This window comes from Neobacillus rhizosphaerae, from assembly GCF_050477885.1.
Classification (GTDB): Bacteria; Bacillota; Bacilli; order Bacillales; family Cytobacillaceae; genus Neobacillus; species Neobacillus rhizosphaerae_A.
Genome location: NZ_JBCNAC010000003.1, coordinates 1 through 18,672 on the forward strand (window position 1 = coordinate 1; position 18,672 = coordinate 18,672).

At 40.3% G+C, this 18,672-nt stretch carries 15 protein-coding genes; 14 read left to right on the plus strand and 1 reads right to left on the minus strand.

Going from position 1 to position 18,672, the window contains the following annotated elements:
* Positions 1–338 precede the first annotated feature (338 nt).
* The 13 genes from ABES03_RS00315 (at position 339) to pyrE (ending at position 13,954) form a co-directional block, all read left to right on the plus strand.
* A complete protein-coding gene (locus tag ABES03_RS00315) occupies positions 339–635 on the plus strand; it encodes a hypothetical protein (RefSeq protein WP_430114166.1) in 297 nt (98 codons plus the stop codon).
* A gap of 78 nt (positions 636–713) precedes the next feature.
* Positions 714–1,205, plus strand: coding sequence for a signal peptidase II (gene lspA / locus ABES03_RS00320; protein WP_430114168.1), 492 nt, complete (start codon positions 714–716; stop codon positions 1,203–1,205).
* On the plus strand, positions 1,177–2,088 hold the full coding sequence (locus tag ABES03_RS00325; RefSeq protein ID WP_430114170.1) for an RluA family pseudouridine synthase: 912 nt from the start codon (positions 1,177–1,179) through the stop codon (positions 2,086–2,088). The genes lspA and ABES03_RS00325 overlap by 29 nt, the downstream gene beginning before the upstream one ends.
* A gap of 180 nt (positions 2,089–2,268) precedes the next feature.
* Positions 2,269–2,811, plus strand: a complete 543-nt coding sequence (gene pyrR / locus ABES03_RS00330; RefSeq protein ID WP_413301414.1) for a bifunctional pyr operon transcriptional regulator/uracil phosphoribosyltransferase PyrR — start codon at positions 2,269–2,271, stop codon at positions 2,809–2,811.
* A gap of 118 nt (positions 2,812–2,929) precedes the next feature.
* Entirely contained in the window at positions 2,930–4,288 is a 1,359-nt protein-coding gene (locus ABES03_RS00335; protein WP_430114172.1) for a solute carrier family 23 protein, read from the plus strand.
* 154 nt (positions 4,289–4,442) lie between these two features.
* A complete protein-coding gene (locus ABES03_RS00340) occupies positions 4,443–5,387 on the plus strand; it encodes an aspartate carbamoyltransferase catalytic subunit (protein ID WP_430114173.1) in 945 nt (314 codons plus the stop codon).
* Positions 5,347–6,633, plus strand: a complete 1,287-nt coding sequence (locus ABES03_RS00345) for a dihydroorotase (RefSeq protein ID WP_430114175.1) — start codon at positions 5,347–5,349, stop codon at positions 6,631–6,633. The genes ABES03_RS00340 and ABES03_RS00345 overlap by 41 nt, the downstream gene beginning before the upstream one ends.
* The gene (locus tag ABES03_RS00350) at positions 6,630–7,721 is read left to right on the plus strand and encodes a carbamoyl phosphate synthase small subunit (protein WP_430114177.1); all 1,092 of its coding nucleotides are present in this window, start codon (positions 6,630–6,632) and stop codon (positions 7,719–7,721) included. The genes ABES03_RS00345 and ABES03_RS00350 overlap by 4 nt, the downstream gene beginning before the upstream one ends.
* On the plus strand, positions 7,714–10,923 hold the full coding sequence (carB, locus tag ABES03_RS00355) for a carbamoyl-phosphate synthase large subunit (protein ID WP_430114178.1): 3,210 nt from the start codon (positions 7,714–7,716) through the stop codon (positions 10,921–10,923). Before ABES03_RS00350 ends, carB begins: the two co-directional genes overlap by 8 nt.
* Complete coding sequence (locus ABES03_RS00360) at positions 10,920–11,693, plus strand: dihydroorotate dehydrogenase electron transfer subunit (protein WP_430114180.1); 774 nt, start codon at positions 10,920–10,922, stop codon at positions 11,691–11,693. Before carB ends, ABES03_RS00360 begins: the two co-directional genes overlap by 4 nt.
* Positions 11,690–12,631, plus strand: a complete 942-nt coding sequence (locus ABES03_RS00365; RefSeq protein WP_430114182.1) for a dihydroorotate dehydrogenase — start codon at positions 11,690–11,692, stop codon at positions 12,629–12,631. The genes ABES03_RS00360 and ABES03_RS00365 overlap by 4 nt, the downstream gene beginning before the upstream one ends.
* On the plus strand, positions 12,603–13,325 hold the full coding sequence (gene pyrF, locus ABES03_RS00370) for an orotidine-5'-phosphate decarboxylase (protein WP_430114183.1): 723 nt from the start codon (positions 12,603–12,605) through the stop codon (positions 13,323–13,325). Before ABES03_RS00365 ends, pyrF begins: the two co-directional genes overlap by 29 nt.
* Positions 13,322–13,954, plus strand: a complete 633-nt coding sequence (gene pyrE / locus ABES03_RS00375) for an orotate phosphoribosyltransferase (protein WP_430114186.1) — start codon at positions 13,322–13,324, stop codon at positions 13,952–13,954. The genes pyrF and pyrE overlap by 4 nt, the downstream gene beginning before the upstream one ends.
* 36 nt (positions 13,955–13,990) lie before the next feature.
* On the opposite strand, the gene ABES03_RS00380 is transcribed toward pyrE, so the two are convergent.
* Positions 13,991–15,703 (minus strand): Rqc2 family fibronectin-binding protein, encoded by a 1,713-nt coding sequence (locus ABES03_RS00380; protein WP_430114188.1) that lies wholly within the window; start codon positions 15,701–15,703, stop codon positions 13,991–13,993.
* A gap of 187 nt (positions 15,704–15,890) precedes the next feature.
* On the opposite strand from ABES03_RS00380, the gene ABES03_RS00385 reads away from it, so the two are divergent.
* Positions 15,891–18,569 carry a calcium-translocating P-type ATPase, SERCA-type gene (locus ABES03_RS00385; protein ID WP_430114190.1) on the plus strand — a complete coding sequence of 893 codons (2,679 nt, stop codon included), beginning with the start codon at positions 15,891–15,893 and terminating at the stop codon, positions 18,567–18,569.
* The last annotated feature ends 103 nt before the right edge of the window (positions 18,570–18,672 follow it).

Sequence of the window (18,672 nt, forward strand, 5' to 3'; positions counted from 1 at the left end):
GCCCGAGCTAAGAGAAAAAGCTCCCGCCCGGTAAATAGAAGAAGTTTCTAATACCCGAGCTAATGGAAAAAGCCCGCACCCGGTAAATAGAGAAGTTCTAATGCCATGGCAAGATTGCCTGCTACTAATGGATAAGACATATGTAGCTTAAGTGCGACTAAGTTTCTACGCTCAGTTAAATCGACCCGTCTTCTTCATCGGGCTGATCAAGGCACTTTCGCTTTTCTTATTAAATTTTCCCTTTTTCGTTAATTGTTGTTGCCGTTGTCAAATGTTTTCCGGGGTCATTTCTTGGTTGACGGAAATAATAAAACAAATGATTCACGGAGGTAACAACTATGAATGCCACGCAGGAAAAGCTGTTTTTAGAACTCCGTCAAACAAGAAAAGAAATCGAACATTCACTAAGGAATAAGAAGAGGCAGGAGTGGCTTACATCCATTCTAGAAGAAGAACTAGCAGACATTAACACCGCTATTCACAAGTTTGAAGCTGGGAATTTTGGTCATTGTGAAATTTCTGGTGAACTCATCCCTGATGATTTATTATCGATGATACCTACACTTAAGTCGCTGGAGGATTCACAATATTTGCAAACGTATTATAAAAAAACGATTTCAACCTCTTTTTTATAACGTTACATTGTCGTTTCGCGAAAAAGTATGCTAAAATGCTTAAGAAGTAAGTCAGTCTAGGCTTGGGGGTATTTCTTAGTGTTTTATTACTTAATCGCACTTTTTGTTATTTTATTAGATCAAATTACAAAATGGTTAATAGTAAGCAAAATGAACTTAGGTGACAGTATTCCTATTATTGATAATATTTTGTATATTACTTCTCACCGTAATCGTGGTGCTGCTTGGGGAATATTACAGGGGCAAATGTGGTTGTTTTATGTTATTACAATTATTGTCATTGTCGCGATCATGTACTATATGCATAAAGCAGCAAAAGGAAAATGGTTATTAGGAGTATCCTTAGCCTTAATGTTAGGCGGAGCTATCGGAAATTTCATTGACCGAGTTGTTCGCAAAGAAGTGGTGGACTTTATTCACACCTATATCTTTACCTACAATTTTCCAGTGTTTAATATTGCTGATTCCGCTTTAGTCGTTGGTGTCGTTGTATTAATGATTCAAATGCTGCGTGAAGAGAGAGAATCAAAGGAGAAATTACATGGAGAAAATGGAACACACCATTCTTGAGGAGCAAAAAGGTGACCGTATAGATAAGGTTATTTCAGGCCTCAACGAAGAATGGTCAAGATCGCAAGTTCAGATATGGATTAAAGATGGGAATGTCCTTGTGAATGGGCAAACCATAAAAACAAATTATAAATGTAGTTTTAACGATAAGATTGAAATTACTATTCCTGACCCAGAAGAGTTGGATGTACTGCCTGAAGATCTGGGGTTAGATATTTATTTCGAAGATAGTGATGTATTAGTTGTTAATAAGCCAAGAGGTATGGTGGTTCACCCCGCGCCAGGACACATGACAGGAACATTAGTTAATGGCTTAATGTTTCACTGTAAGGACTTGTCAGGGATTAACGGTGTCCTGAGACCTGGAATTGTTCATCGAATCGATAAAGATACTTCAGGTCTTTTAATGGTTGCTAAAAATGATATGGCACATGAAAGACTTGTAAATCAGCTGGTTGAAAAGACGGTTACTCGTAAATATAAAGCGATTGTACATGGTGTGATTCCGCACGACTTTGGTACTATTGATGCCCCGCTAGGCAGAGATCCAAAAGAGCGCCAAAGTATGACGGTTGTTGATAAAGGAAAACATGCAGTTACACATTTTCATGTTATTGAACGGTTTAAGGACTTTACCTTTGTGGAATGTCAATTAGAGACAGGAAGAACTCATCAAATACGTGTCCATATGAAATATATTGGGTATCCACTAGCAGGTGATCCAAAATATGGACCAAAAAGAACGCTTGATATTGACGGACAAGCTCTACATGCTGGTGTTCTTGGATTTATACATCCTAGAACGAACGAGTATTTAGAATTTGAAGCCCCGCTTCCAGAAGATTTTGAGCAACTTCTTGTAAATTTACGAAATAAACATTGACGCAAGAATGAAAATCAAGTAAGATGACTATAGTTAAATAAGCCCTTTAATTCGGTCCCGTGAGGCTGAGAAGGAACGGTTATGATGTAGGCTTACTATGCCTATATCTAAAAAAGTAACTCGTCAACCTCTCGCCAAAACCGGTGAGAGGTTTTTTATTTTGATAAAAGAAGGTGTCACATGAATCAAAAAGCAATCGTTCTTGATGAACAAGCAATAGGGAGAGCACTAACAAGGATTGCACACCAAATTATTGAAAAAAATAAAGGTATCGAAGAATGTATCCTTGTAGGGATCCGTACAAGAGGCATTTACTTAGCAAAAAGACTTGCTTCAAGAATTGAAGAAATCGAAGGCAATCCGATTCCAGTTGGTGAGATCGATATCACCCTTTATCGAGATGATTTATCGAAGAAAACAGAAAATCAAGAACCACTTGTTAAAGGCTCTGATATACCGGTTAGTATAAGTGATAAGAAAGTCATACTTGTTGATGATGTATTATATACAGGCAGAACCGTGAGAGCGGGTCTGGATGCTTTGATGGACATTGGACGTCCTGGAGCCATCCAGCTGGCGGTGTTAGTAGATAGGGGACATCGTGAACTTCCCATTCGAGCAGATTATGTTGGGAAGAATGTTCCAACATCAAGCGAGGAAAAGATTGTAGTTGAATTAGCAGAAGTAGATAAAATAGATCAAGTAAGTATTTTTGACAAATAAATAGCACCCTTTTTAAAGGCAGTCCTGTGAGGCTGACAAAGGGGAAAATGCCGGTAACCATTTATTTCGGCATATCCATACCCTCTTTGTACCCGCAGTGGCAAAGAGGGTTTTTTTTATGGAACAGAGGCAAAATAAAAAGAAAGAACAAAAAGGGGAATTTAAATTGAATAATAAACCACATTTAGACGTAGAAGAGATTCCAAAACCAACCCAATGGTTAACCTTAAGTTTACAGCATTTATTCTCCATGTTTGGAGCTACCATTCTTGTACCATATCTCGTTGGACTTAGCCCAGCGATTGCATTAATTTCAAGTGGACTTGGAACACTAGCGTTTTTGTTAATAACTAAAGGAAAAGTTCCAGCTTATCTGGGTTCATCATTTGCTTACATCATACCAATCAAAGCACTTAATGAAGCTGGCGGGCCAGGAGCTGCAATGATTGGTACTTTTATAGCTGGACTTGTATATGGAATTGTTGCCCTAATTATTAGTAAGGCAGGACACCGCTGGATCATGAAGTTACTTCCACCCATCGTTGTTGGCCCAGTCATTATTGTAATCGGATTATCACTTTCTGGTACAGCAGTGGGTATGGCAATGAACAACCCTGCAGGTAAATACAGTATGCTACACTTTTCAGTCGCACTAGTAACACTCGCTGCAACGATTATCTTCTCGATTTTTGCGAAAAAAATGCTAAGCATAATTCCAATTTTGGCAGGTATAATAGTGGGTTATGTGTATGCCTTAGCAGTGGGTATTGTGAATTTTCAACCAGTAGTCGATGCAAAATGGTTTGAAATGCCCGAATTTGTTATTCCGTTTGTAAGCTATAAAGTTAAACTTACATGGGATATAGTTGCATTAATGGCTCCGATTGCGGTGGTTACGCTATCTGAGCATATCGGACATCAGCTTGTGCTTAGTAAGGTTGTGGGTCGAGATTATATTAAAGAACCAGGCTTACATCGCTCCATCCTTGGAGATGGAACTGCAACTATCATTTCAGCGTTGGTTGGAGGACCACCTAAAACAACATACGGTGAGAATATCGGAGTGCTAGCGATTACTCGCGTATATAGTGTCTATGTCATTGCTGGTGCCGCTGTATTAGCTATCCTGTTTGGGTTTATTGGAAAGGTAACTGCGTTGATCCAAACGATTCCAACCCCAGTAATGGGTGGTGTTTCCATACTGCTATTCGGAATCATTGCTTCTTCTGGACTCCGAATGTTAGTAGATAGCAAAATCGATTTTGAAAATAAACGAAACCTTGTAATATCTTCTGTCATTCTTGTGGTTGGCCTTGGCGGAGCGATTGTTAAACTGCCATTCCATATTGACATTCAAGGAATGGCATTAGCTGCAATCCTTGGAGTAGTATTAAACCTTGTTTTACCGGGAAGACAGCCATTAGAAGAAAATATGTTTGAAGAAACAGAACCTGTGAAAAACAAGAAAACTGCATAAATAAACAACCTTTTAAAGGAAGTCCCGAGAGGCTTATAAGGGTGTAATAACTTAAAAACTAAGATGTTTTTGTCTTGGTTACTAAGTATGGACGTTACTACACCCTAATCATGAGATTAGGGTGTTTTTTATTAAATGAGAGGCGGGATCTTGAATGTTAAATCACTTGTTAACCACTAATGAATTAAAGGTGGAGGAGATTAATCAAATCTTAACAGATGCTCATAATTTTAAAGCCGGTATGAAGTGGCAACCAAAAGAGCAAATGTTTACTGCCAACTTATTTTTTGAAGCAAGCACTCGTACAAAAAGTAGTTTTGAGGTGGCTGAAAGAAGATTGGGATTAGAAGTAATCCCCTTTGAAGTACTAACCTCCAGTGTTCAAAAAGGGGAGACACTTTACGATACAGTGAAGACATTAGAGGCTATTGGCGTAAATACGATCGTTATCCGTCATGATCAAGATCGTTACTTTGATGAACTAGTAGGAAAAATTAATATTCCCATCATCAATGGTGGTGACGGGTGCGGGCATCATCCTACACAATCACTTCTCGATTTGATGACTATTCAGCAAGAATTTGGAAGGTTTAAGGGATTAAAAATTGCCATTATAGGAGACATCCGTCATAGCAGAGTTGCCAGGTCCAATGCTGAAGTGCTGACAAGGCTTGGAGCAGAGGTGATTTTTTCTGGACCAGAGGAATGGTTTGATCACCGTAGTGTGGATATATCCAGATATAGACCAGTTGATGAAGCAATAAAAGAAGCAGATGTTGTTATGCTACTGCGCGTTCAACATGAGCGGCATCAACAAAAAAGCAGCTATTCTGCAAACGAGTACCATAAGCAATATGGCCTAACTTTAGAACGGGAAAAAATGATGAACGCCCACAGTATCATCATGCATCCTGCACCTGTTAATAGGAATGTAGAAATAGCTGATAGTCTTGTAGAATGCAAGCGTTCAAGAATTTTTAAACAAATGGAAAATGGAGTATATATCCGAATGGCGGTTATCAAAAGGGCAATTGAGAGTCTTGAAGGAGGAAACAGATATGAAACTACTTATTCAAAACGCATGCTACATAGCATTTAATGGAGAGAAAAAACAAGCCGATATATTACTAGAAAACGGAACAATTACAAAAATTGATTCAAATATTGATGCTGTGGTGGATAGAAAAGTAGATGCAGCAGGGAAGCTAGTGTCACCAGGGTTTGTAGACTTACATGTTCACCTTCGTGAGCCTGGAGGCGAAAAAAAGGAAACAATTGCAACCGGTACGCTTGCTGCAGCAAGAGGCGGTTTTACAACCATTGCTGCCATGCCAAATACGAGGCCGGTTCCTGACACCAAGGAACAGCTGGAATGGCTTCAAGGCCGAATTCAAGAGACTGCTAAAGTAAGAGTGTTGCCATACGCATCAATTACAACTAGACAACTTGGCCAGGAACTTACGGATTTTGATGCACTAAAAAAAGTAGGTGCTTTCGCCTTTACGGATGATGGAGTAGGTGTTCAGTCAGCAGAAATGATGCTTGCCGCCATGAAAAAAGCTCATATGGTAAATATGGCAATTGTCGCCCATTGTGAAGAGAATACGCTGATTAACAAAGGTTCTGTCCATGAAGGTTCATTTTCAGAAAAACACGGTTTAAACGGTATTCCTTCTGTGTGCGAGTCTGTACAGATTGCCCGGGATGTCTTATTAGCCGAAGCAAGTGGCTGCCATTACCATGTCTGTCATATCAGTACAAAAGAATCCGTTCGCGTGGTTAGAGATGCAAAGCGAGCTGGTATTAAAGTCACTGCGGAAGTAACACCGCATCACCTATTATTATCACAAGATGATATTCCAGGGCTTGATGCTAATTATAAAATGAACCCGCCCCTAAGGGACAACGCAGACAGGAAGGCTTTAATTGAAGGATTGCTAGATGGAACAATTGATTTTATAGCAACCGATCATGCCCCACATACAGCGGAGGAGAAAAGTGAGGGAATGAGGTTAGCACCATTCGGTATTGTTGGATTAGAAACGGCATTCCCGCTTCTTTATACAAACCTCGTGTTAAAAAAGATCATTTCACTTGAGCAACTAATTGAATTCTTAACAATAAAACCGGCGGAAGCATTTGGTCTTCCTTATGGAAAAATAGAAGTTGGATCACCTGCGGATCTAGTCCTTCTCAACTTAGAGGAGGAACAAGTGATTAACCCTAAAGATTTTTTATCAAAGGGTAAAAACACGCCATTTGGTGGCTGGAAATGTAAGGGATGGCCGGAGATGACAATCGCTGGGGGCCAAATAGCTTGGGAAAAAGGATGTGTACTAGCATGAAAAAACAGCTGATATTAGAAGACGGTACGATATTTATTGGAAAAGGGTTTGGCAGTGATACGGAAACCATGGGGGAAGTGGTATTTAATACAGGTATGACAGGCTATCAAGAAATTCTTTCGGACCCATCCTACTGTGGACAAATTGTTACCCTTACTTATCCGCTTATAGGCAATTATGGGATTAATCGGGACGACTTTGAATCAATCAATCCAGCTGTGAAGGGTTTCATTGTTAAAGAATCAGCTGATTTTCCCTCCAATTGGAGAAGTGAATTTACCTTAGCTGAGTATTTTGAAATGAAAAAAATCCCGGGAATTGCAGGGATTGATACAAGGAAGTTAACAAGAATAATCCGCCAATATGGAACCTTGAAAGGTGTCATCTGTAGTATTGAAAAAAATCCAGAGGAAGTATTAAAGCAATTACGAAACACTGTACTTCCAATCAACCAAGTTAAGCAGGTATCAACTAAAAATGCTTATCCGAGTCCAGCACGTGGGAAAAGAGTAGTCCTTGTTGACTTTGGAATGAAACATGGAATATTACGAGAGCTAAACCAGCGTGACTGTGATGTGGTTGTAGTTCCTTATCATACAACGGCTGATGAAATTCTTCAATTACGCCCAGATGGAATTATGTTATCCAATGGACCTGGGGATCCGAAGGATGTTCCCGAAGCTATTGATATGTTAAAAGGGGTATTAGGTAAGGTTCCTGTTTTTGGAATTTGTCTAGGTCATCAGCTATTTGCCCTAGCTTGCGGAGCCAATACAGAAAAAATGAAGTTTGGTCATCGTGGTTCAAACCACCCTGTTAAAGATTTATCTACTGGAAAAATTGCGATTACGTCACAAAATCATGGATATACGGTGGAAGAAGCTTCGATTAAAGACACAAGACTAGAAATCACTCACATTGCCGTAAATGATGGAACAGTTGAGGGACTTAAACATTTAGATTATCCCGCTTTTACTGTCCAGTATCATCCCGAAGCCTCCCCAGGACCGGAAGATGCCAACGGCCTATTTAATCAGTTTCTTGCAATGATGGAAGAGAGCAAACAGGAGGTTACAGCAAATGCCTAAACGTAAAGATATTCACTCCATATTAGTAATTGGTTCAGGACCAATCGTCATTGGTCAGGCTGCCGAATTTGACTATGCCGGTACACAGGCGTGTATTGCGTTAAAAGAAGAAGGATATCGAGTAATCTTAATAAACTCTAATCCTGCCACAATCATGACAGATACAGAAATTGCAGACGCGGTTTATATTGAACCACTGACAGTAGAATTTGTCAGTCGAATTATACGTAAAGAACGTCCGGATGCCCTTTTAGCGACACTTGGAGGACAAACAGGTCTTAACCTTGCAGTCGAATTAGCAACATCAGGTGTTTTAGCCGAATGCGAGGTTGAGATTCTTGGAACAAAACTTTCAGCCATTAAACAAGCGGAAGACCGAGATCTCTTCCGAAGCTTAATGAATGAGTTAAATGAACCGGTACCAGATAGTGAAATTATCCATGAATTAGCCGAAGCAAAGGCTTTTGTGGAAAAGATTGGCTTCCCTGTTATTGTGCGCCCAGCGTATACCCTTGGAGGAACAGGAGGCGGAATCTGTCATAACCCTGAAGAATTAGAAGAAATTATCTCAAGCGGATTAAAGCACAGTCCAGTTAATCAATGCCTGTTAGAAAAAAGTATAGCTGGCTATAAGGAAATTGAATATGAAGTCATGCGCGATGGAAACGACAATGCCATTGTCGTTTGTAACATGGAAAATATTGACCCAGTGGGTGTGCATACAGGTGATTCCATTGTTGTAGCCCCAAGTCAGACGCTAAGTGATCGGGAATATCAGCTTTTACGAAATGTTTCTTTAAAGATCATCCGAAAGTTAGGGATTGAAGGGGGCTGTAACGTTCAGCTTGCGTTAGACCCAGACAGCTTTAACTATTATATTATCGAAGTAAATCCACGTGTTAGCCGTTCTTCGGCACTAGCTTCAAAAGCTACGGGCTATCCAATTGCAAAGCTTGCTGCAAAAATTGCTGTTGGCTTAACACTCGATGAAATGTTAAACCCAGTTACGGGGAAAACCTATGCCAGCTTTGAACCGGCTCTTGATTATATCGTGACGAAAATACCAAGATGGCCGTTTGATAAATTTGAATCAGGTAATCGCTCATTAGGAACCCAAATGAAAGCAACAGGAGAGATTATGGCAATAGGACGTACGTTTGAAGAATCTCTGTTGAAAGCCATTCGATCCCTTGAGACAGGCGTTTACCATTTCGAGTTAAACGGTGCAGAGGAAATTGAAAATGAATTACTCGAGAAACGGATCCGTAAAGCAGGCGATGAACGGCTCTTTTACATCGCAGAAGGGCTAAAACGTGGAATTACCATTGAAACTATTCATCAATGGAGCAAGATAGATTTATTCTTCTTGAAGAAAATGGAAGGAATCATTGAACTGGAATCAAAGCTTGCAGCCAATCCACTTGAAAAAGAAATCCTAATCGAAGCTAAGCAAAAAGGCTTTACGGATAAAAAAATAGCTGAGCTTTGGAATGTAGCTGAAAATGACATCAATACACTCAGGAAGAACTTCGGTATTGTCCCTGTGTACAAAATGGTCGATACCTGTGCAGCAGAATTTGAATCGGAAACTCCTTATTACTATGGAACATACGAAGAGGAAAACGAGTCGGTAGTTACAGAAAGAAAAAGTGTGATTGTTCTCGGTTCTGGACCAATCCGTATTGGTCAAGGGATAGAGTTTGACTATGCAACGGTTCATTCTGTTAAGGCCATCAAAGAAGCAGGATACGAAGCGATCATCATTAATAATAACCCTGAAACGGTATCAACAGATTTTAGTATATCGGATAAGCTTTACTTCGAACCGCTTACAATCGAAGATGTCATGAGCATTATTGAGCTAGAAAAGCCTATTGGAGTTGTCGTTCAATTTGGTGGGCAAACAGCAATCAATCTTGCTGCTAAGCTTACTGAAAACGGTGTGAAAATTCTCGGAACAAGCCTTGAGGATTTAGACCGTGCAGAGAATAGAGATAAATTTGAACAAGCACTTGAACAGCTAAATATTCCACAGCCATTAGGAAAAACAGCATTATCAGTGGAAGAAGCATTGGTCATTGCGGACCAAATTGGTTACCCTGTTCTTGTCCGTCCATCGTATGTTCTTGGCGGAAGAGCAATGGAAATAGTCTATCATGAAAAAGAATTGCTCCATTACATGAAAAACGCAGTAAAGGTAAACCCAGAACATCCAGTCTTGATTGACCGATATCTTACAGGAAAAGAAATTGAAGTGGATGCCATCTGTGATGGGGAAAATGTATTGATACCTGGAATCATGGAGCATATTGAGCGAGCCGGGGTCCATTCAGGTGATTCGATTGCCGTATACCCACCTCAAACACTATCTGAAGATGTGAAGAAAAAACTTGTTGAATACACAGTAAAAATGGCAAAAGGCTTAAACATTGTAGGATTGTTAAATATTCAATATGTATTATCACAAGGTCAAGTCTATGTACTCGAAGTCAACCCGCGATCAAGTCGTACCGTACCATTTTTAAGCAAAATAACCCAGGTACCAATGGCAAGGATTGCAACAAAAGCTATTTTAGGAGTTTCATTGACAGATCAGGGCTATACTCCAGGACTTGTTCCAGAAAAAACAGGTGTGTATGTAAAGGTTCCGGTTTTCTCATTCGCCAAGCTGAAAAGTGTGGATATTACCTTAGGACCGGAAATGAAGTCAACCGGTGAGGTAATGGGTAAGGACATAACGCTTGAAAAAGCTCTATACAAGGGATTGATTGCTTCAGGCATGAACATTCAAAAATTCGGTACTGTATTGTTTACTGTTGCTGATAAAGATAAACAGGAAGCACTCAAGCTTGCCAAGCGATTTGCTTCAAACGGTTATCGCTTAATGGCAACAAGCGGTACTGCTACCGTTTTAGAGTCAGCAGGTCTACAGGTGAAAGTGGTTGGAAAAATTGGTTCAGAAGGAAAAACACTATTAGATGTCATTCATCATGGGGAAGCCCAATTCATCATCAACACACTAACCAAAGGGAAACAGCCGGAACGAGATGGATTCAGAATTCGCCGTGAAGCAGTTGAAAACGGGGTTCCTTGCTTAACATCTTTAGATACGGCAGATGCAATCTTAAAGGTGATTGAATCAATGAATTTTTCAGCAGAAGCAATGGCTGTAGAGGAGAAAAAGGAGGCCGTTTTTGCATGATTAATAAAGAATTATGTAAAATCGTCAGCCAAGAAGAAATTGCTAAAGACATTTATGAGCTAGTTGTCGAAGCTGAATTGGTCAATGAAATAACCGCTCCAGGTCAATTTGTACACATTCGAGTTTCAAACAGCTGGGATCCATCTCTACGAAGACCAATTAGTATTTCTTCTTTTGATAAAGGAAGCTCTCAATTTACGATGATTTACCGGAAGGAAGGGAGAGGAACCTCCCTGCTTGCGGAAATGAAACCTGGGATGGATCTTGATATTCTAGGACCGTTAGGAAATGGTTTTCCAATTGATGAAGTGGATGCGGGAGAAACAGCACTATTAGTGGGCGGCGGGATTGGTGTCCCGCCTTTATATGAACTTTCCAACCAATTGAAGGCTAAAGGAGTAAACGTTGTTCATATCCTAGGCTTCCAGACAGAGTCTGCTGTTTTTTATGAAAGTGAATTTATGAAAAATGGAGAAACATTTGTGGTAACAGTTGACGGCTCGTATGGAAGGAAAGGTTTTGTCACTGATGTGATGAAAGAACTAACCTTTGACTCTATCTATACCTGCGGACCGACACCTATGCTGAGGGCAATTCAACAAAATTATCAAGATAAGAAACTATTTCTATCATTAGAAGAGAGAATGGGTTGTGGAGTAGGAGCTTGCTTTGCCTGTGTTTGCAAAAAGGCGGATGATCCACATGGAGTTTCATATAAAAAGGTTTGCAGCGATGGTCCAGTATTTCGTGCTGGGGAGGTTGTCATATGAGTCGATTAAGCATAGAATTACCAGGCTTAACATTGAAAAATCCTATTATGCCTGCATCTGGCTGCTTTGGATTTGGCAGGGAGTACAGTCAATTCTACGATTTAAGTGAACTAGGGGCTATCATGATTAAAGCGACTACAACTGAACCTAGATTTGGAAATCCTACTCCTAGAGTTGCTGAAACCTCTGCAGGAATGCTAAATGCAATCGGGCTTCAAAATCCGGGTTTAGAAAAAGTCATGTCCGAGGAACTGCCATGGCTTTCTCAGTATGATGTGCCGATTATTGCGAATGTGGCAGGCTCGCTAGAAGAAGATTATGTAAAAGTAGCGAAAGAAATTTCGAAAGCTCCAAATGTTTATGCATTAGAACTAAATATTTCGTGTCCAAATGTGAAAACAGGAGGCATTGCATTTGGGACGATTCCTGAAGTGGCTAAACAGTTAACAAAAAAGGTAAAGGAAGTTTCAGAGGTTCCTGTATATGTAAAGCTGTCGCCCAATGTGACCAATATCGTGGAGATGGCTCGAGCTGTTGAGAATGGTGGAGCCGATGGCCTAACCATGATTAATACCTTAATTGGGATGAGATTGGATTTAAAAACAGGCAAACCGATTTTAGCTAATCAAACGGGGGGATTATCAGGTCCAGCCATAAAACCTGTTGCCATTCGAATGATTCACGAGGTCAGTCAAGCAGTATCCATACCAATTATCGGAATGGGCGGGATCCAATCTGCCGAGGATGTGGTTGAATTCTTTTATGCTGGAGCAAGTGCGGTTGCAATTGGAACAGCGAATTTTGTGGATCCATTTATTTGTCCGACGATCATTAAGGAACTGCCAGACCTTTTAGATAAATTAGGTTTCGAACACATTAGTGAATGTAGGGGAAGGAGCTGGATGAGGCATGAACAACTCGCTTATCATCGCGCTTGATTTTTCAAACAAGCAAGAGGTAGAACAATTTTTACGGCCTTTTAGTGGGAAAGAGTTATTTGTAAAAATTGGAATGGAATTGTTTTACCAGGAAGGTCCTTCAATGATTGCATTTTTGAAAGAAAAAGGACATCGTATTTTTCTAGATTTAAAGCTTCATGATATCCCAAATACGGTGCAAAGTGCAATGAAGGGCCTTGCCCGACTGGAATGCGATTTAGTCAATGTTCATGCGGCGGGAGGAAAGGAAATGATGGAGGCTGCATTAGAAGGGTTGGAGGCAGGAACAGCTGCAGGACGCACTCGACCTGCTTGTATTGCTGTGACGCAGTTGACAAGTACCTCTCAGGAACAAATGAATAGAGAACAGCTGATTCCTGTCACGTTAAAGGAATCAGTGCTTCATTACGCAGCAGTAACGAAAGAAGCAGGACTTGATGGAGTAGTTTGTTCAGCATGGGAAGCTGCTGCTATTCGTGAAAAGCTAGGCTCAGATTTTTACACCGTGACACCAGGAATTCGTATGGTATCAGATGAGGTAGGCGACCAAAAACGTGTTGCCACCCCAACATTTGCTAAGATTGCAGGGGTAAGTTCCATTGTTGTGGGGCGTTCCATTACAAGGGCCGTTGACCCTCTAGCAAGTTATGAACTTTGGATGCAAGAATGGAAGGGAGAAGGAGTAACAAGATGAAACATTACATCGCTGAAAAACTATTAGAAATAAACGCAGTTGCACTAAAACCACAAACACCATTCACGTGGACCTCTGGACTCCGGTCCCCCATTTATTGTGATAATCGGTTAACACTCTCCTTTCCATCCGTAAGGAAAGACATTGCCTTAGGGCTGAAAAAGCTCATTCTTGAAAACTTTCCTGCTGCAGAAGTAATTGCAGGAACAGCTACTGCAGGGATTCCTCATGCTGCATGGGTCAGTGACCTTTTGGATTTACCAATGTGCTACGTTCGTTCCAAGCCAAAGGGACATGGGAAAGGAAATCAAATTGAAGGAAAAGTAGAAGAAGGACAAAAAGTAGTCGTAGTTGAGGACTTGATTTCGACTGGAGGCAGCGTTATTACGGCTGTTCAAGCATTAAGAGAAGCAGGCTGTGAGGTCCTTGGCGTAGTATCAATCTTTACCTATGGTCTTGAAAAAGGGAAAGAAGCATTTGCTCAAGCCGGCATAATAAGTGAATCATTAACTGATTTTCCTACTTTAATAGAGGTTGCCATTGAAAAGGGCTACGTTAACGAAACCGACCAAGCCAGCCTCCTTGATTGGAGAAAAGACCCTCCATCATGGAGCAAGAGGTTTGATTAATATGGAGAAAAAAATCCCCGGAACCCCGGGGATTTTCTAATTTTTCTTTAGTTTTAACACCATTTCTTCATCAGGAGTGACATAAACCGTCTGTTGGTTGTCATAGATGACAAAACCTGGTTTTGCGCCACTTGGTTTTTTTACATAGCGAACCTTTGTAAAATCAACCGGTACGGAGCTTGAATTTCTTGCTTTGCTGTAATAAGCGGCCAAAATGGCTGCCTCCCGAATGGTTTCATCAGAGGGTTCTTTGCTGCGAATTACCACATGGGAACCAGGAATGTCCTTTGTATGAAGCCAAATTTCGTCTCTAGCAGCTAGCTTATTGGTTAAATAATCATTTTGCTTATTATTTTTTCCAACGATGATATCTGTTCCATCGGAAGAGACAAAGTGATCCAAAATCGGCTTAGCATTCTGAATTTTTTTGCCGCTCCTTTTCTTCCTGTCGCGGATATAGCCACCCTCTACGAGCTCCTCGCGAATTTCTTGCAAGTCCTTTGGGGAGGCGGCAATTACTTGCTGCAATAAATTATCAAAGTATGCTACTTCTTCCTGCGCTTTTTCAATTTGCTCTGTTACGATGGCTACCGCATTTTTTGCCTTTTGATACTTAGAAAAATATTTCTGTGCATTTTCAGAAGGTGATTTCCTAGGGTCTAAAGCGATAGCAATCGTTCCACCGTGTTCGTCATAATAATTGACCACTTCTATTTCCTTCATGCCCTTTTTCGCCGCATAGAGGTTTGCGGTTAATAGTTCACCATAGCGCTGAAATTGGTCGGCACGCTCAGCATCCTTTAACGTATTCTTTAGTTTTTCAATTTTCTTTTCATTCTTTTCTTTCTCATTAATAATAAACCGTTCAATATCATTCCCTTGCTGCTTCACCCGGTCCCGTTCCGCCTTACCGAAATAAAAGCGGTCAAGCATTTCGCTAAGGGTAGGATAGCTCTTCGTTTCCCCATTCAAATGCTGAAGTGGAAATAAATAAAATGTTTCTTTTCCACCGCTGGAAATAATGGAAGGAGAAATATTATCAGATGCTATTCTTTTTATTAACCGAGTAAAGGTTGAAGGAACGGTCGTGCGATTTGCCAGACCACTTTGGAAAAGTACCTCTTTAGCAAAAAGGGGTGAGGTACCGGCAATATGTTCGACAAGCTGGCGGTCAATCCTGCCACTATTAAAATCGACCATCCGTAAAACATCTTCTTCACTCGTTGTAAAGGGGTTCACCTTATTTTGTTCTGGAGGGTATACGTATGGTTGGCCTGGTAAAATCGCTCGATGGCTATTAACTGCAAAGGAAACATGCTTAATACTATCAAGGATGACATTCCGTGTTTTGTCTACTAAAACTATATTGCTATGCCTTCCCATAATTTCAATAATTAATTGTTTATAGCTAATATCACCGATTTCATTTCGACCTTTTATTTCAAAAATAATCATTCGATCGGTTTCAACTTGATATAAGTCTTCTAATATATAACCTTCGATATGTTTTCTAAGCAACATACAAAACATTGGCGGTTCGCTTGGATTTTCATAGGCCTCGTTCGTCAGCTGTACTCTTGCGTAGCTTGGATGTGCTGAAAGGAGAAGCTTTTGATTGACTCCATTTGCCCGGATTGTAAGAATTACTTCATTTTTATATGGCTGATGAACTTTGTTGATTCGACCACCTTTTAAGGAGCGAACAAGCTCAGCAACCATTGCTTTTGTAAATAAACCATCAAATGACATGGAAAAACATCCTTTACACTTTCATATAAATTAATTATATCCTACTTTTTTCAAATCTGTCGCTTTTATCGTTTGTTAATAGGATGGGGTTTAACTAATTCTTTCATCATATCATAGCATTTTTTTGGACGACCCTGAATAAGCTTTCCTTAGAGTATGTCAATAAAGGGGGAAGTGAGATGGTCGGATGAAATTCCATGAAATGAAGATAGAACAAGTAGAAAAGGCCTTAGAAACCGACTTTTCTTCTGGATTATCACAGGAAGAAGTAAAAAAACGGATAGACCAGTACGGGCTAAATGAATTAGAAGAAGGAGAAAAGCAATCGGCTTTACTCTTATTTTTTAGTCAATTTAAAGATTTTATGGTCTTAGTACTTCTTGCAGCTACCTTGATATCTGGATTACTTGGCGAATATATTGATGCAATTGCGATTATCGCCATCGTCATTATAAATGGGTTTCTTGGTTTTTTCCAAGAACGGCGGGCAGAAAAATCACTCCAGGCGCTAAAGGAATTATCTGCTCCACAGGTGTCTGCTCTTAGAGATGGTCAGTGGATTAAGATTCCTTCAAAAGAAATTGTCGTCGGTGATATTTTAAAGTTTAGCAGTGGAGATCGGATTGGCGCTGATGTCCGTGTAATCGAGTCAAAAAGTTTAGAAATTGAGGAATCTGCTCTAACGGGTGAATCTGTTCCGGTTGCTAAACATATAGACAGCTTAACCAGTCCAAACCCTGGAATTGGAGACATGGAAAATATCGCTTTTATGGGTACGATGGTAACTAGGGGAAGCGGTATAGGAGTTGTCATTGCGACTGGTATGAAAACAGCTATGGGGCAAATTGCTGATTTACTCCAAAGTGCAGAATCGCAGGATACTCCATTACAACGTCGCTTGGAGCAACTAGGAAAGATTTTAATTACAGTTGCCTTATTGCTGACGGTCCTTGTGGTGGTAGTCGGGGTATTACGTGGACATGATTTATATGAAATGTTCTTGGCAGGGGTTTCTTTAGCTGTTGCAGCCATTCCCGAGGGTCTGCCTGCAATCGTGACTGTGGCATTATCACTCGGTGTACAGAAGATGATTAGGCAAAATGCAATTGTTAGGAAGCTGCCTGCAGTCGAAACACTTGGTTGCGCATCTGTCATTTGCTCTGACAAAACCGGAACAATGACCCAAAATAAAATGACGGTAACGCATTTGTGGAGCGGTGGACAAACTTGGACTGTAGACGGCGTTGGCTACGAGCCGCAGGGCCAGTTTTACCGAGACGAACGAACAGTACTGCCTAAAGATGAGAAAGCCTTACAGCAAATGCTGATTTTTGGTATGTTATGCAACCATTCAGACCTAGTGGTAAGGGATGATGAATTTACGCTGGACGGTGACCCAACTGAAGGGGCCTTATTAGTAAGTGCAATGAAAGCAGGCTTTGAAAGAACAAAGCTTTTAGACGAATTTACGATTGTGAATGAATTTCCGTTTGATTCTGCAAGAAAAATGATGAGTGTTCATGTAAAAGATAAACAAGGAAGGCATTTTATTATTACAAAAGGTGCCCCAGATGTCATTTTAGGGATTAGTGAATCGATTCTATGGGATGAACGGACTCAATACTTAAATAGGGAATCGCAAAATAAGGTTCAGGATGCAATCAATGGTCTTGCTTCACAGGCACTTCGCACTATAGCAATTGCTTTTAAACCAATATCTACTAACACTGTCATTTTAAGTGAACAGGAAGCAGAAAAACAATTAACATTCATTGGGGTTCAAGGAATGATTGACCCACCAAGACCTGAAGTTAAAGATGCCGTGAAAGAGTGTAAGGAAGCTGGTATAAAAACGGTGATGATCACGGGAGACCACGTGATTACAGCAAAAGCAATTGCTTCCCAGCTAGGTATTTTAACTAAGAAAAGCAAGGTGTTGGATGGAAAAGCCTTATCTGATATGTCTGTGGCAGAACTTGAGAAAATAGTCGATGATGTTTCAGTTTTTGCAAGGGTTTCCCCAGAACATAAATTGAAAATTGTTAAAGCGTTACAAAATAGGGGACATATTGTTGCCATGACAGGGGATGGAGTAAATGATGCTCCTGCAATAAAGGCAGCGGATATCGGCGTATCCATGGGAATTACAGGAACCGATGTTGCAAAAGAAGCTTCGGCTCTCGTTCTGCTTGATGATAATTTTGCTACGATTAAAGCTGCGATCAAAGAAGGCCGAAACATTTATGAAAACATTCGTAAATTTGTCCGTTATTTACTGGCATCCAATGTTGGTGAAATACTAGTCATGTTATTTGCAATGATTTTGGCATTGCCGCTTCCTCTCGTGCCAATTCAAATTCTTTGGGTTAATTTGGTTACGGATGGACTTCCGGCTATGGCACTTGGACTCGATCGACCAGAAGAAAATGTAATGAAACGACGTCCAAGAAGCCCTAATGAAGGTGTTTTCTCACGGGGGTTAGGTTGGAAGGTTGTTTCAAGGGGATTCCTCATCGGTATTGTAACGTTATTATCATTTATGTTTGTTTATGATAATAATCCAAGTCAGCTGCAGTATGCACAAACAGTAGCCTTTGCGACACTCGTAATGGCTCAGTTAATCCATGTATTTGATTGCCGCAGTGAAAAATCGGTCCTGTCAAGAAATCCATTTGGGAATCCTTATCTTGTGTGGGCGGTAATTTCTTCCCTATTGTTAATGTTTGTCGTTATTTACTATCCACCATTGCAACCTATTTTCCATACACTGCCGATTCTTGCGAAAGATTGGTTGTTAATTGTAGGACTATCCTCTATTCCAACTTTTTTACTAGCAGGAACATTTTTATTAAGAAAAACAAAATAAAGTATGTTATAATCCAAAAGGTAATAGATGCCACTCTATTACCTTTTGTCTTTTACAATATAAGGAAGTATAAAATTCGACTATGAGAATTGTCCAGCTCCAG